Annotated in this window: 11 protein-coding genes and 1 pseudogene; 4 read left to right on the forward strand and 8 right to left on the reverse strand. The window is 38.4% G+C overall.

The genetic code is table 11. The features are described 5' to 3' along the window. Window positions 1-92: 92 nt before the first annotated feature. Window positions 93-3,896: a bifunctional proline dehydrogenase/L-glutamate gamma-semialdehyde dehydrogenase PutA gene (putA, locus tag GQR53_RS18830; RefSeq protein WP_024596881.1), complete on the reverse strand. Its 3,804-nt coding sequence runs from the start codon at window positions 3,894-3,896 to the stop codon at window positions 93-95. A 168-nt stretch (window positions 3,897-4,064) separates the two neighbouring features. On the opposite strand from putA, the gene GQR53_RS18835 reads away from it, so the two are divergent. Continuing rightward, window positions 4,065-4,547 carry a winged helix-turn-helix transcriptional regulator gene (locus GQR53_RS18835; protein WP_024596882.1) on the forward strand — a complete coding sequence of 161 codons (483 nt, stop codon included), beginning with the start codon at window positions 4,065-4,067 and terminating at the stop codon, window positions 4,545-4,547. A gap of 80 nt (window positions 4,548-4,627) precedes the next feature. Here GQR53_RS18835 and GQR53_RS18840 read toward each other — a convergent pair whose 3' ends face one another. The 7 genes and pseudogenes from GQR53_RS18840 to GQR53_RS18870 form a co-directional block, all read right to left on the reverse strand. Next, complete coding sequence (locus GQR53_RS18840) at window positions 4,628-5,617, reverse strand: sensor domain-containing diguanylate cyclase (protein ID WP_165744926.1); 990 nt, start codon at window positions 5,615-5,617, stop codon at window positions 4,628-4,630. A gap of 184 nt (window positions 5,618-5,801) precedes the next feature. Further along, the gene (locus GQR53_RS18845) at window positions 5,802-6,182 is read right to left on the reverse strand and encodes a DP-EP family protein (RefSeq protein ID WP_024605786.1); all 381 of its coding nucleotides are present in this window, start codon (window positions 6,180-6,182) and stop codon (window positions 5,802-5,804) included. A gap of 20 nt (window positions 6,183-6,202) precedes the next feature. Continuing rightward, a pseudogene (locus tag GQR53_RS18850) lies at window positions 6,203-9,457 on the reverse strand (winged helix-turn-helix domain-containing protein). A gap of 167 nt (window positions 9,458-9,624) precedes the next feature. After that, on the reverse strand, window positions 9,625-10,461 hold the full coding sequence (locus GQR53_RS18855) for a mechanosensitive ion channel family protein (RefSeq protein WP_002958733.1): 837 nt from the start codon (window positions 10,459-10,461) through the stop codon (window positions 9,625-9,627). A 38-nt stretch (window positions 10,462-10,499) separates the two neighbouring features. Continuing rightward, complete coding sequence (locus tag GQR53_RS18860; RefSeq protein WP_024604711.1) at window positions 10,500-11,243, reverse strand: LrgB family protein; 744 nt, start codon at window positions 11,241-11,243, stop codon at window positions 10,500-10,502. Then, on the reverse strand, window positions 11,236-11,589 hold the full coding sequence (locus GQR53_RS18865; RefSeq protein ID WP_002958731.1) for a CidA/LrgA family protein: 354 nt from the start codon (window positions 11,587-11,589) through the stop codon (window positions 11,236-11,238). Before GQR53_RS18865 ends, GQR53_RS18860 begins: the two co-directional genes overlap by 8 nt. 71 nt (window positions 11,590-11,660) lie before the next feature. Then, window positions 11,661-12,452 carry a crotonase/enoyl-CoA hydratase family protein gene (locus GQR53_RS18870; RefSeq protein WP_165744927.1) on the reverse strand — a complete coding sequence of 264 codons (792 nt, stop codon included), beginning with the start codon at window positions 12,450-12,452 and terminating at the stop codon, window positions 11,661-11,663. A 367-nt stretch (window positions 12,453-12,819) separates the two neighbouring features. Here GQR53_RS18870 and GQR53_RS18875 point away from each other — a divergent pair, with 367 nt between their 5' ends. From GQR53_RS18875 to GQR53_RS18885, 3 genes are read left to right on the forward strand one after another with little or no spacing between them, the layout of a single operon-like run. Beyond that, complete coding sequence (locus GQR53_RS18875; RefSeq protein WP_002958729.1) at window positions 12,820-13,140, forward strand: HI1450 family dsDNA-mimic protein; 321 nt, start codon at window positions 12,820-12,822, stop codon at window positions 13,138-13,140. A gap of 42 nt (window positions 13,141-13,182) precedes the next feature. After that, window positions 13,183-13,995: a DUF481 domain-containing protein gene (locus GQR53_RS18880; RefSeq protein WP_024597159.1), complete on the forward strand. Its 813-nt coding sequence runs from the start codon at window positions 13,183-13,185 to the stop codon at window positions 13,993-13,995. 25 nt (window positions 13,996-14,020) lie between these two features. Next, window positions 14,021-14,503, forward strand: a complete 483-nt coding sequence (locus tag GQR53_RS18885) for a hypothetical protein (protein ID WP_165744928.1) — start codon at window positions 14,021-14,023, stop codon at window positions 14,501-14,503. The last annotated feature ends 63 nt before the right edge of the window (window positions 14,504-14,566 follow it).

Raw genomic sequence — 14,566 nt, forward strand, 5'->3', positions numbered from 1 at the left:
CGATTTAGCAAAATCTCTTGAGTCAGACTTGTGATCAAGAGACAGCTTTACAGTGCCTTATTTTATTTTTTAGTAAAAAAGCATTAGCTTAATTATTCATCATCTTCAACAAGCGTCATTAGCGAGGTATTACCGCCTGATGCTGTTGTATCAATACTAATTGTTTTTTCAGTAATTAAGCGCTTGATTAATGTATCGTAATACTCAGAGCTAATTACCGGTAAAATTGCGCCTTTACGCTGTGCAAGCTGTTGGCTAAAGTAGCCTAAACGTGACGAGCGAGCGGCAACTACCGCACCAGCTAAATGAGGGTGAGCTAAGATAGCTTGTAACTGATTAGGTTTAGCTACTTGGAAAACACCTTCAGCAACACCTGTAGAGATAAATTTATCTTTAAAGGCAACAGCTTCATCGTAAAACAGCTCAGACGCTACAGTAATTACCGTATTACCTGCGGCAATAGCGGTAATGATAGACAATGCCCAGAAGTTAAATGATGTGCTCTTATCTGCATAACACACTACACAACCACGCGCTTCTAGATGAAGTGTATTAGACTCACCCGTTGGCCCTGGCAGGGTAGTAAATTTACGCATGTGCTTTTCAAGGCGGTTAAGCTGTGCACGAGCTTCTGATAATGTTAATGCTAAATCGTCTGCTAAATCGTCGATAATTTCTACCGTCGCGATTTTAGCAAGCAACTGACGCACAGCTGAAACACGGTCGTTTAGTGGTGTTGCACGCCAGATTTTTTCATCGCGCATTGAGTTAGCCATTAGCTTTTTAACTTGCTCATTTGCACCGCTGTAGTGGTGTAAATCAAGCTCATCTGGCGTCAGGTTTGTCATTTGCACGTTATCTGGTGATGCCTTTTCTTTTACTAAACGTTGAAGGTAGTTAGGGCCACCGGCTTTAGGGCCAGTACCTGATAAACCACGGCCACCAAATGGTTGCACACCAACAATAGCACCAATCATGTTTCGGTTAATGTAAACATTACCTGCACGTGACATTTTAGCAAGGTACTCACAGCGCTCTTCAATACGTGAATGTACACCCATTGTTAAGCCATAACCTGTGTTGTTAATTTGATCCATCACGTCATCAAGTTCGCTCGATTTAAAGCGAACAATATGAACACATGGGCCAAATACTTCACGTTTAAGTACTGATAAATCTTTGATTTCGTATAAACGAGGTGCAAAAAAGTATGCGCCATTTTGCGTGTTATCCGGGATTTTACACTCGTAATGAAGTATAGAATTACCTTTTAAGTACTCAACGTGCTCGTTTAAGTTTTTAAGTGCTTTTTCATCAATTACCGGACCAACATCAGTTGATAGTAACGATGGGTCGCCAATGTGTAGCTCAGCTAGGGCACCTTTAAGCATTTCGATAATGCCATCTGCTACGTCATCTTGAATGAATAAAACACGAAGAGCAGAACAACGTTGCCCAGCACTTTGAAAACCAGAACTGATCACATCGTCAACTACTTGCTCAGGAAGTGCCGTTGAGTCAACAATCATACAGTTTTGGCCACCTGTTTCTGCAATTAACGGTACTTGAATATCGTTACGTGCAGCAAGTGTTTGAGAAATTAATGTGCCTGTTTCAGTAGAACCTGTAAACATAACCGCTTGAATGCGCTCATCAGGAACAATTGTTTTGCCTACTTCAGAACCACGAGCAATAACAGGCTGAACAACATGCTCAGGTAAACCAACAGACAGCATTAGTTCAATAGCACGAAGGGCTATTAAACTTGTTTGCTCAGCAGGCTTTGCAATTACAGTGTTACCTGTAACAATCGCAGCGGCAACTTGGCCTAAGAATATTGCAAGCGGGAAGTTCCACGGGCTAATACATAAAATAACGCCACGGGCTTCAAAACGCTCATCTTGCGATAGCTCCTCAGCGCGCGCCGCGTAGTAACGGCAAAAATCAACCGCTTCACGTACTTCATCAATACCATCTTGAGCTACTTTACCTGCTTCTTTAATACAGATAGCAACAAGTTCGTCGTGATGACGCTCTAATATGTCAGCAACGCGACGCAGTAAGTTAGCTCGCTCTCTTACTGGTGTTTGTGACCATGACTCAAGTGCAGCTTCAGCGTTAGCCAGTAATACTTTCATCTCTTCGCCAGTTTGCAGTTTAACGTGGCCGATGATTTCTTTGTGATTTGCAGGGTTTTTAACTGCAAGTGAGCCTTCAGGTACTTGGCTTTGCTCAATTAAGTGCTCGTTAAACCATGTTTCAAGATTCTCTTTGAAAGGGGTGATAACGTTAATGTCGGTTAAATCCATGCCTTTTGAGTTAGCACGTTCTTCACCGTATAAATCAATTGGCATTTTGATTTGCGTATTGTACTTATTACGCAAGCCTTGCAATGTTTCTACAGGGTCTGGAAGTAATGATTCAACAGGTTTTGTTGTATCTACAATGGCGTTCACAAATGATGAGTTAGCACCATTTTCTAACAAACGACGAACAAGGTAAGCAAGTAGGTCTTCGTGTTGACCAACTGGGGCATATACGCGGCACTGAATTTTTTCTTCGTTAACGATTTGGTCGAATAATGACTCACCCATGCCGTGTAAACGTTGGAATTCGAAACCAGTGTTGTCGCCTTTGGCTACTTCTAAAATAGTCGCGGCAGTGTAAGCGTTATGTGTAGCAAATTGCGGATAAAGCACATCGCGCGCTTCAAGCATTTTAATAGCACACGCTTTGTAAGAAACGTCTGTTGTTGCTTTACGGGTAAATACTGGGTAGTGATCTAAACCATCTTGCTGTGTGGTTTTGATTTCAGTATCCCAGTATGCGCCTTTTACTAGACGTACCATCATCTTGCGACCAACGCGGGTTGCAAGGTCAGTTAGCCATTCAATTACAAAAATAGCGCGTTTTTGATAGGCTTGAACCGCTAAGCCAAATCCTTGCCAATCACCAAGATCTTCATCACTGAATACCGCTTCAATTACATCTAATGAAATATCTAAACGGTCTGCTTCTTCTGCATCAACGGTAAAGCCGATATCGTATTTTTTAGCGGCAAGAGCAAGTTCTTTTAACTTTGGTACAATTTCTTCCATCACACGGTCTTTATGAGTGAACTCATAGCGTGGGTGAATAGCAGAAAGCTTAACTGAAATGCCCGGGCTCTTAATTGGACCACGACCATTAGCCGCTTTACCAATTGAGTGTATAGCATTCATGTAGCTGTCAAAGTAACGCTTCGCATCTTTCATTGTGCGCGCGCCTTCGCCTAGCATATCGTAAGAATATACGTAACCTTTTTGCTCTGTTTCGGCAGCACGTTCAATTGCCTCGTCAATGGTACGACCCATTACGAATTGCTTGCCCATAATTTTCATAGCAAAGTTTACAGACTTACGAATAACTGGCTCACCTAAACGACCAATGGTCTTTTTAAGCATGCCGAACTGTTGTTCTTTAGTTTTGTCTGTGTAGTTAACCATTTTACCGGTAACTAATAATCCCCAAGAAGATGCGTTTACAAATAAAGAATCGCTGCTTCCTAAATGAGAGCTCCAATCACCTTTGGCTAACTTGTCACGAATAAGTACATCTTGAGTTGCTTTATCTGGTACGCGAAGCAGTGCTTCGGCCAAACACATTAATACAACGCCTTCTTCACTAGAGAGTGAAAATTCATTTAAAAGCGCATCAACACCGCCTTGCCCATCTTGCTCTTTACGAATGTTCAAAACAATCTGGCGGGCTCTTTCCCAGGCACGACTTCGTGCTTTTACGCCTACTTCTGCAAGCGGTAAAATATGATCAATAACTGCATTTTCATCTATGCGGTAAAAGTCACGGATTCTTTGTCTGATAGGACAAGTAGTAGTTAAATCGCCGTTGAATAACATAAGCAACCCTCAGGATGTTAAGAATTAAAGTAAAATTAATTACCAATAAATTACCAGTGATATTGTGAGTGCATTCTAATTAAAATTCAGCAGAATATGCTGGTTAAATTTCGCGATTTACGATAATTTACAGGGTATAAATTTAACTTATCCGCATAAAATTCTGTTATGACAATTCCAAATAGATTACGCATGCTAGATCGTATTGATTTAGCCATACTAGACGTTCTTCAAAAGAACGGCAGAATTTCTAATGTTAACCTCGCAAAACAGGTTAATTTGAGTGCCAGCCCGTGCCTAGATCGGGTTAAACGATTAGAGCAAGAAGGGTATATTGAAGGCTATTATGCCAAGCTTAGCGAAGCTAAACTTAATCAGAGCTTAGTAGCGCATGTTCAAGTATCGCTTGTTGCTTCAAATACAGCTGTATTTAAAGTATTTAGAGAGCACATATTAAGGATAGAACAAGTAGTCGAATGTGACATGGTTGCTGGTGGTTATGATTACTTATTAAAAATTCGCGTTTCTAATATGGAAGAATATAGACAAGTTCTTGGCGACTTAGTAGATATTCCCGGCGTGGGTACTCATCATACTTATATGGTGATCGAAAAGATTAAAAAGGACGAAGGATTGCTAATCGATATTTAAGCTTTTCTCAAGTAATAAAAAAACCGCAATTGCGGTTTTTTTATTTTAGTAGATAAATGCTATACCAAATAGTTAGTACATCACCTTATACATAATTTATTACGACCTTCCGACTTCGCTCTGTATAAGGCAGTATCCGCCGCGCATATTAATGCCTCAGATGTTCTGTATTGATTGTTGTATTCACACGCTAAACCCTGACTTACACTTATTTTTACATTCGCTGGTAAACCGAGATCTCTAAAATTAATGTTGAGTATTTTTTCTTGAATACGCTTAGCAATCATTTGTGCATTTGAAATGTGCGAACGAGGCAGCACAACAGCAAACTCCTCACCACCATAGCGTGCTACTAAACTGTCTTTAGATGGTAAGCACTCTTCAATTGCACGAGCGACTTTTTGAAGGCACTTATCACCTTTTACATGGCCAAAGTTATCGTTAAATAATTTAAAGTAATCAATATCAATAAGTATAAAGCTAAGAGGCTGCTTGTTAACTATGCACTCTTGCCAATTTTTTATGATGGTTTTTTCTAAAGTACAGCGATTAGCAATACCAGTGAGATGATCAAGTCTGGCTACGTTTTCCAGTACTTTATATTTTTTAACGTGCTTTGAAATATCATGCATTATACAAATAAAAAGTGGGGTACTTGCGACTACCGATTCGGGTAAACATGATATAGATAACTCAACATCTAAACAGTTACCATTGTTTTTTCTTATTTTAACTTCTTTCGGACCATGGTTGAGTGGTGTTTGATAGTTGTTTTTCCAACTTTCAAACATGTATTTATAGTCATCGCGATACTGTTCTTGTAAACAATCTTGCCATTTTTTACCTATTAATGAATCAGACGTTACATTGAAAAAACGTGCTGCTACGGGATTTACTGATTCAAACACCCCATCTGCATTAACAATAAAAATAGCATCGGCCATGACATTAGTGACATTAATAATTGCGCTTATTTTTTCATTGTTAACGGTATTAGAAATGCTGCTGATTAATGCAGATACAGCGTTGTCGGTGTTGTTTGCTCTGCTATTTTCATTATTGTTAGACATGGTGTTGCTCATTTTTATTGTTAATGAAACTTTATGTCTAGGAGTTTATTTAATTTATGGGTTTTAAACCTTTCGGTAACCTTCTGATTTAAGTTATTGTTATTTAATGTTTATTTAGGGGCGTTTTTAAAAAAATTGCACCGCAATTAATAGGCCTGTGCAATTTAAAAAGAAGCGTTGCTAATTAGAGTTCTTTTTCATTCTTAACTTGAGGATCGGCGCTTTCATATTTTTTGCCATTACACTCAACGTTAAAGGTTAAGCATACAGATCCATTATTTTCGTCTGTGTCGGTAATGATAATTATGTGGCCGTTATCACTTACTTTATAGCTGAAGTCTTGGGCGCATGGTTTTTGTGTGTCGATATCGGTGATAGTAGCGCCAGTAAATACGAAACCATTTTGAATTGTGGCGTCGTCTAAATTGTAGTTGCCAGCGGTTTCAGTTCTTACAACACTACCGCCAGTAGCGGGTTCGCCATTTTTTGTATAACTAAAAATAGCTTCACCGTTGTTAAGTTTAATATTTACTTGAAAGTCGACATTTTCTAGGGTGTTATTCATATCATTTCCTTTATGAGTAATTATAGTTGGAAGTTCGTAATGCCTAATTTAACTAGGCTTGCTTTTATTTCTGATATCTCGTCTTCTCTGTTTAAACAGGTATAAGCTTGTACTAGTGGGTATGTTATTTTTACGCTCTGACTTATTTTTGCAGCTTCAGAAATAGCTTTGATAGCACTTAAGCAAAATTGCTCTCGCTGTTTATTAGTTGTAGCTAAGTTTGCTTTGATTAAGTTTATTCTTGTATGTACTAAGTAATCACCAGTTCTAGTTAGGTTGGCTAATTGATGTGTGTAGTTTTCATTATTCTCAAGCTCAGTTAATAACTCCTGCGCTTTGAGTGGTGACTGTCTATTTATAAAATATTGAATCAGTGTAATTTGTGTATTAATAGTGCTGGTATTTTTAAAATTTTGAGATTTTAAAAAATTAATTATTTTTTCAATTGTTGAGTCAGTAGCTTCATCAGTAGATAGCATTAGTGAATGTGCTAAAGAGCGATAATACATAAGCTGAAATTTATTGTTTTTTGGATCTTGTACTAAAGCTTCATTGATAACTTGATTAGCCAAGCTGGCTTTTTTATGAGCCATCCGTTTATCACTCAAATAGCTCAGTAAATAACTTTGTTGCATATATAGGTTTGCTGACGTGTAAAAAAGGCTTGCATCACGAGGGTAGTTAGCAATCAATTTTGTGATTACCTCAACTGCACCTTCCAATATATTAACTGCTTCATTAAAGTTACTTAGCTTCTCTTCTGTTTTTGCAAGCCAACTAATCGTATCGGATTTATCTCGAAGTAAATTTTTGTTATTCGGTTTTAGTTCAAGCGCTTTATTTTTAAGTAAAAGCGACTCTGTAAAGTTCTTTTTTGCAGCGCTGTAGTGAGACTTTTCTATGTATAAAGAGCCTAAAGAATTAGATGAATACGACAATTCCATAATGGAGTTAAAATCATTGGCTGCCAGCGCATACATTTTTTTACTGTAAGCGTGGTATTTTTTAAACATTTGCTCTGTAGCTTGATGATCATTTTGATCATAAGCTAATTGACCAAGCCAAAAGGCATTGGCACCTGCAAGCGTGAGTAGCTCTAAGTTGTTAGGCTGTATTTTTAATAATGCCTCAAGGCGGGTGCGGGCGTTTTCAAAGGCGGTAAAGGCTTCATCGGTTTTACCTCGGGAATAAGCTACTTCACCCATTGCTTCGAGGGTTTGTGCGTACTGAAAACGGTTGTTAAATTGTGCTTTATTATCGCTAAAGCTAAAAAGTGAACTTGAATCGTCAGTTTGATCAGTAAAATACTCAAGTGCTTTATTACTAATACCATCAAGTAAGTCCATACGTTCAACGCTACGTAATTTATCGGCAAAGTCGCCGACCATAAACCCTAGTAAGCTTTCGGCCTCAAGCTGCTTTTTTTGCGCATGCTGTTGGGCTTTAAAACTAGTGAAGCTCATTAATAACGCGGTAAATGTAAGTAAGCACAATAAAGCAACGGTCACTCGTTTTGCTCTTATTTTTGTTTTTGTTTTTTTTACAGAGCTTTTGATAAGAGCATGCTCGTTATCATCTAATTTAAACAGTTTGTCGTTAAGTAATAGCTGCGCTTCTTGTAGCGGTTTACCTGGCACTAGGAGGTAAGCACTACTTTTACCTTCATCTACCCAATTTTGTGCTTGATGTTGTAAACGACTTTTTATTGCTAAGGCATCTTTATGGTCATTAATCCATTGTTTTGCGCGCGGCCATTGACGTAATAATGCCTCGTGAGCAAGACTAAAACAGGCTTCTTGGTTTTGTAAATGCGATACAAATAAACGGCTATCGACCATGGCTTGCACAAGCTCTTTTTGGCTTGTGTTTGTTAATGTTTGCCAGCGTGCAGCGCGGCTCGTAATGGTTTTACCATCTGGGTTTAAAGTGATCAGTTGTGATAATACGCTTTTTAGTTGCTGCTGTTGCTCATTACTAAGGTCAATAAATATATCTTCTGCTTTTTTGCCTATGGCGCCCTCAATACCCCCGAGTTTTTTGTAAACACTGTGCAGTAGCTCGTTATTATCACTGCGCTGTAAGTACAGCTCTTGCAATGTGTATTGCAGCATGGGCAATGCATCGGGGTTATTGGCGGTATCGGCGCACAATATTTCATCCAGTGGTGTTTGAGTTTGTGGGTCATTGGAGAACGTTAAATTAGCGGTTAACGCTGGCAGGCGAATAATTTGTTGGAGTTCTTAGCGGTTTGGCGGTGTTAAATCGTAGTGCGCGCCATGAGCTTTGCCTGCCATTAAACTTGGTTGTTCAACCACTAAAGGGTAAAAGTCGTTACGACACGCACTAAATACAATCACAGCTTTAGAGATTGCTAAGCGTTCAATAACCGATAAAAAATGGCTGCGTGTTTCGCTACTAAATATAGGAGAAGAAAGCAGTACTTCTAAGCGGTCAATAAATAAAAATAACTGGGGTGTTTTAAGTTGTGTAGAGGCTTTACTAAGTGCAGCTTGTATGGCGTTAATTACGCCATCTATTGCCAATTCTAGTTGCTCTGCAAGTGTTTGCGCGCTTAATCCTTCAAACACAGGCTGGGCGTTTATATCCCAATCAAGTAATGCAGAAGCTAAGTCTAGAAAAAGTCTATTTTTATGCACATCTGCAAAGTCGATCTGGGTGTAGGAAATAACCTCGATGCTATTATAGCCTCGCTCATCTAGCAGTTTTGGTAAAATTCCAGCATTAACAAGCGAGGATTTACCTGTACCACTAGGGCCAAGTATTAAGCAAAAAGCACGACCGTAATTTACCTGGCTAGATATCCTTTCCAGCAGGGTAGCTATAGATTGGGTACGGCCAAAAAAAACGTGGGTATCATTTGGGTTATATGCACGCAGGCCTAAGAAAGGGGATCCTCCCTGCCATGTACTTTTAGTGCTTGGGATAGGATCTGCTAACGGAAAAGATAATTTTGCAATAATGCGGTAGCCACGTTTACGGATAGTTTCAATATAATGTGGTTCATTGGCTTTATCACCGAGCGCTTTTCTTAGTTGAGTGATAGTTTTATGTAATGGATTATCGCCAATATCAGTATTTTTCCAGCATTTATTGAGCAATTCATCGCTGCTTACAATGTCGCCATTTTGTTGACACAAATGCAATAAAACTTCCATCGCTTTGGGCTCTAACTGTTTGGCTTTACCAGTGAGTTGAATTGAGTTAGTTGAAGGTGTTACTTGCCAATCGCCTAGGTAGAAGGGGTTGCGCATCATCATTACTCATTATTGTTTTTTATTATTAAAATTAAGTGCGTATTGATATTTATTAACACTATTTATATGGCAAATAAATCTATAACACAACTATTTGAGTTTATTCTGAGCAGAGGGGGGGAGTAAAGGATGAGCTTGCAGATATGCAAGCTCAAAATAAAAATAAATTAGCTTTCTAGGTCGGCTTTGTTAATTGTAATGACGCGTTGAGGGAATGGAATTTCAATATCAGCGTTATTAATTGCTTTATAAACACCACCGTTAATAGCCAGTTTGGTTTCGATAATTTTAGTAGTAGGCACCCAATATCGGTAGCTTATTGTAACACCGCTATCGGCGAAGCGTTCAATACCCACTTGTGATAACGGATTTTGTGCGACTAATTCATGTGCTTTAAGTACGTCTTCAATGAGGCTAATCGCGTTATCAGAGCATGCACTATAAGCTATATCTATTTCACCTTTGACCAATGAGTAACTAAATGAGTTGTGAAGTATTTCACCCACTATGTGCTTATTTGGAATGGTGATTTCTACTTTTTCTTCATTGATTAAAATAGTGTAGCCAAGCTCAATTGTTTTAACTTGGCCGCTTACATTTTTAACTTCAATAGTATCACCAACAACAAAAGGTCGAGTGGCTATAATGGCAAGGCCTGCACCATAATTAGAAAGCATTCCTTGCAGCGCTAAACCAGCACCTAAAGATGCAGCACCAATGGCTGCTACAAATGGCGTAACGCTGATACCTATTTTGCCAAGTGCAATAATTATAACCATTACAATTAGCAGTACTTTTACCACGCTACTGACAAAGTTTGTGAGCGTAATATCAACGTTATGGCGGGTCATTAACGCGGCTACAAATTTGGCAAGCTTTTGTGCTATCCACAAACCAATGAGGACGATAAAAATAGCGCCAACAATTTGCATACTGTAGGTAACCATATACTCAGTAAGCATGGTGTAATATTTTTCAAACTGTTCGATTTCAGAACTGATCATAAAGCGCTCTATGTTAGGGCTATGTTGTATTTTTCCAACTATAGCAAAATGTTGACTAAAAATGGATATAACAGCGGCACTATAATCGCTGTTAATAAAGCACTTAGTGCCATTGCAACTGATGAGTAAGCGCCTACTTTTGGATGCTCAGCAATAGCAGCAGCGGTCCCAATTGCATGGCAAGCTGTGCCCATGGCAACGCCTTGAGATTCGTGATTAAAAATATTAATGAGTTTAAAAAGCATAAAACCAAATAAAGCGCCTAGTAAACCAATAAAAATAACTAAAGCCGCAGCAAGTGAGCTAATCCCTCCTAACGAGTCGGTAACAATTAAAGATATTGGGGTCGTCACACTGAGTGCGGCAACAGATGCACTTAGCTGCGCTGGCGAATTAAATAATATGCTTAGCAAAAATGCCACAACGGTTGCGTTAACAATACCTAAGCTACATGTTGCGACTATGAGTAATAGATTTTTTCGTACGTGTGTAAACTGCTGATATAAAGGAAGCGCTAGAGCCACAATTGCGGGCTCTAATAACCAGCTTAGTAATTTGCTGTGCGTGGCAAATTGCGTATAAGGCAAATTTAGATTAACGAGTAATAAAGCAATAATACTAATACTTAAAAATACGGGGTTGGTGAGCGATTTAAATACGCTGCTTTTTATACTTTGGTTTACGGCCCTTAGCGCTAAAAATAATACAATAATGAAAGGAATACTTAGCCACCATAAATTAGGCTGTAGCTCTGAAATAGCGGAAAAAGTAAAATTAGTCATTATTTTCTCTTCCCTTAAAGTACGCAATTACACTGCTAACAAGCAATAAAGTAGTTATAGGGACAAGCACCACAACTGATGCTAAAAATGCCCAGTGCGATTTTATAAGGCCGAGATGCTCAATAAATCCCACACCCGCTGGAATGAAAAAGATAGGCATAATATTTAAAATAGGGGAGGCGCATGGTTTTATATGTTGCTCTTTTACAATACCCGATAAGAGTAAAACTAATAAAATAACCATAGCGAGTAACGGTGCAGGAAAGCTTCCACCAATAAAGTGCATAATGAGTTTAGCGCAGGCTAAACATAGTAAAATAATAGCGCTACTGAGCAGATATTTCATCAAAGTGGCTCACAGAAAAGATAAGAGCTTAACTTTAACAAATCAAACTCTTTTATGCATTGTGCAATAGTCTACCATTGCTTTGTATTTGCGTAGGTTATATCCGCTTTTCCTTTTGCTTTAGCAATTGCTTTTTTAGTGTTTGGGTTTAGCAGTAAGCGAATTTGGCTGAAAGTTTCTTTAGCGAGTATTTTTCGTTGGTTTGGTTTATAGCTAAGTTGTGTAACACGTTTAATAGCAGCAAGCGTATCGGGTGAGCGCTCAAGTAATGTATTGAGCATGTTTTGCGTGGCTTGTTGAGTATCATCGGTAAGCTGAGTAACTAAACCTAGCTCATTTGCTTGTTGTGCTGTGATTGGGTTTGCGTGGCTTGCAAGCCAAAGTGCTTGGTCACGCTTAACTAAACCGCTCATCATTACATTTGCGCCCATATCGGGGCACAAGCCCCAACGCGCTTCCATAATGGCAAGCTTGGCATCAATATGAACAATCCTGTAATCAGCACCCAGCGCTATTTGTAATCCTCCCCCTAAACAGTTGCCATCAATTTGTGCAATAACAGGCACGCTCAGTGACTGCCAGCCTAATACTACTTTTTGCGCTAAATTTTGATTGCCAGGTAACCATTTAAGCAATAATTTTATAATATTCAATGGTGCCGCCATTACGGCTGATATATCAAGCCCTGCACAAAAATGCTCGCCATCGCCTTTTATTACTACAGCACGAATACTGCGATCTCTTTTTATGTTTTTAATGGCTTTGTTTAGCTCTACAAACATTTCAAAGCTTAATGCGTTTTGTTTTTTTGCTCTGCTAAGCGTGACGGTTGCAATGCCATTTTGTTTTTCTAGTTTTATCATTACACACTCCTCTGACCTGTTAGTTGAGCTTATGTTGTTATAAGAATTAAGTAAAGTGACAGTATTTTTTAAATAAATGGAATTTATTGCTAAAGCTGTAGTCTTAAAGGGTTAGATTTAGATGAGAAAAAGCTAAACAATTAGAACTTGAGATAATAAAATTTTTTACGTTGTTATTTTAAGCTTAAATTAAAAAAGTAATCTTGATATTCAATGGGTTAGTTAAATTGTTATTTATTGTTTGAGCTGCATGCTGAATAAAGCATGACTCAGTTACAAAAAAGTCAGTGTTTTACGCTTTTTTTTATCAAAATGATGATGAGATTTGATAATATAGCGCAACTTAAAAGCTTAAGGTTAAGCACATATGTCGGGTCCACGTTTATATACGGTAGAAGAAGCTACTCACCAAGCTTATGATATTTTTTTAGAGCTAGCGCCAAATAACTTGAGTGATAAAGATGTTGAAGACTTTAATGAGTTTAGAGAAGACCTAGGCTTTATTGAAGAAGACGAGCCAGACGATCAGTGGCAAGATTTTGTTGCCCTTGAGATAGAGCCAGAGCACTTTATTCAGGTGCTAGTTGGTTTAGAATTTGAAAATGATGATGTTTTGTTTGCTAAAATTTTGATTAGTCGTGATAAAGATGCTCCGTTTTGTCATATTTTATGGAAAGAGAGTGAATAAGCAATACCGCTTATTTTTATAATTGTGTGCAGAGAGAGTGTTGTGCGTAAGTATTTATTTTTAATTTTTTTAATAATTAGCTGCCCAAGTTGGGCTGTTGATCCATTTGAAGATTTTCATGAATATGGCAAGCTCTCTGATGAAGAAATTCATGAGTTACACAAAGGTGATATGCTTTACGGTGATACTGAATTTGGTTTTATTCTAAGTAAAGGTAACACCAATTCGACCAGTTTTAAGCTCAAAGGTAATTTATACCAAGATTTTGAAAAGTGGCGTAATCAATTTAAAATAGACTCTCTTTATAAGCGTGATGAAAACGATGAAAGCGGTGGCACTGATGTTACTGCTAATCGTATTTTTGTATCAGCGCAAGGTAACTATAAAGTAGGTGTTAAAAACTCCTCATTTTTTATTTACGGTGATTACGAAGAAGATGAGTTTAGTGGACTTGATTTTAAAAGCACGGTGGCGACAGGCTATGGTGCGCGTGTATATCAAGGCTCTAAAAACAAAGTAGATATTGATATAGGACCTGGTTTATACCGTTCAGTCGCCGATGAAGATTCGGATGTGAGCGAAGATGAAATTGATAAAACCGGTTATTTAGTACGTGTTGCAATGCAGTGGGAACGTTTGGTCTCTAAGCGTACTCGTTTTAATCAAGATGTGAGTATAGAGCAGTCGCTTTCAGGTCTTAATTCTCGCTTAAAATCGGAAACCGCACTGATAAGCCAAGTGATTGGCGCGGTATCACTCAAATTTACCTACATGTATCGTTATAATTCAAAACCCGAAGATGATAAACTCAAGTTTGACTCAGAGCTGAGTGCTACATTGGTATACAGCTTTTAAGTATTTATTTAATTTAGAGAATATTATGTATCAGCATAAACAGTATGCGGTGTTTATCTTTTTTGTATTATCGTGGATTGGCGGTTTTGTGGCGCTTGCGTGGAACTTGTTAGGCGCTGATGGACCTTTAATAATATTTACTGGGATTTTAGTGCTGGTGGGCTTTTTGTTCCATGGCCTAACAGTAAAAGTAGATGATAAAAATATTAGCTGGGCGTTTGGTCCAGGCGTTGCTGGGCAAAGTATTGAGCTTAGCGAAGTAGTAGAAGCAAAAGCAGTTCAAAACTCTTACAGGCACGGTATTGGTATGCGAATTACTCATGATGGTTGGGTATATACAGTATCTGGCTTTAGTGCAATACAGTTAACGCTCAAAGATGGCACCTTGTATAGAGTTGGTACAAACGATCAAAAAGGTTTACTAGCTGCTTTAAAAGAAAAAAACGTATCTATTGCGCTGCCTAGTAAGCCAAAAGCTGAAACGGTTAAGCGTAACAATATGATATAAAAAAAGCGCCTAAGGCTAACACCATTCAGTTAAGCATGCTTTGACTTAATGGTGTACCGAGTT

This window comes from Pseudoalteromonas sp. Z9A6, from assembly GCF_011378805.1.
Taxonomy (GTDB): Bacteria; Pseudomonadota; Gammaproteobacteria; order Enterobacterales; family Alteromonadaceae; genus Pseudoalteromonas; species Pseudoalteromonas distincta.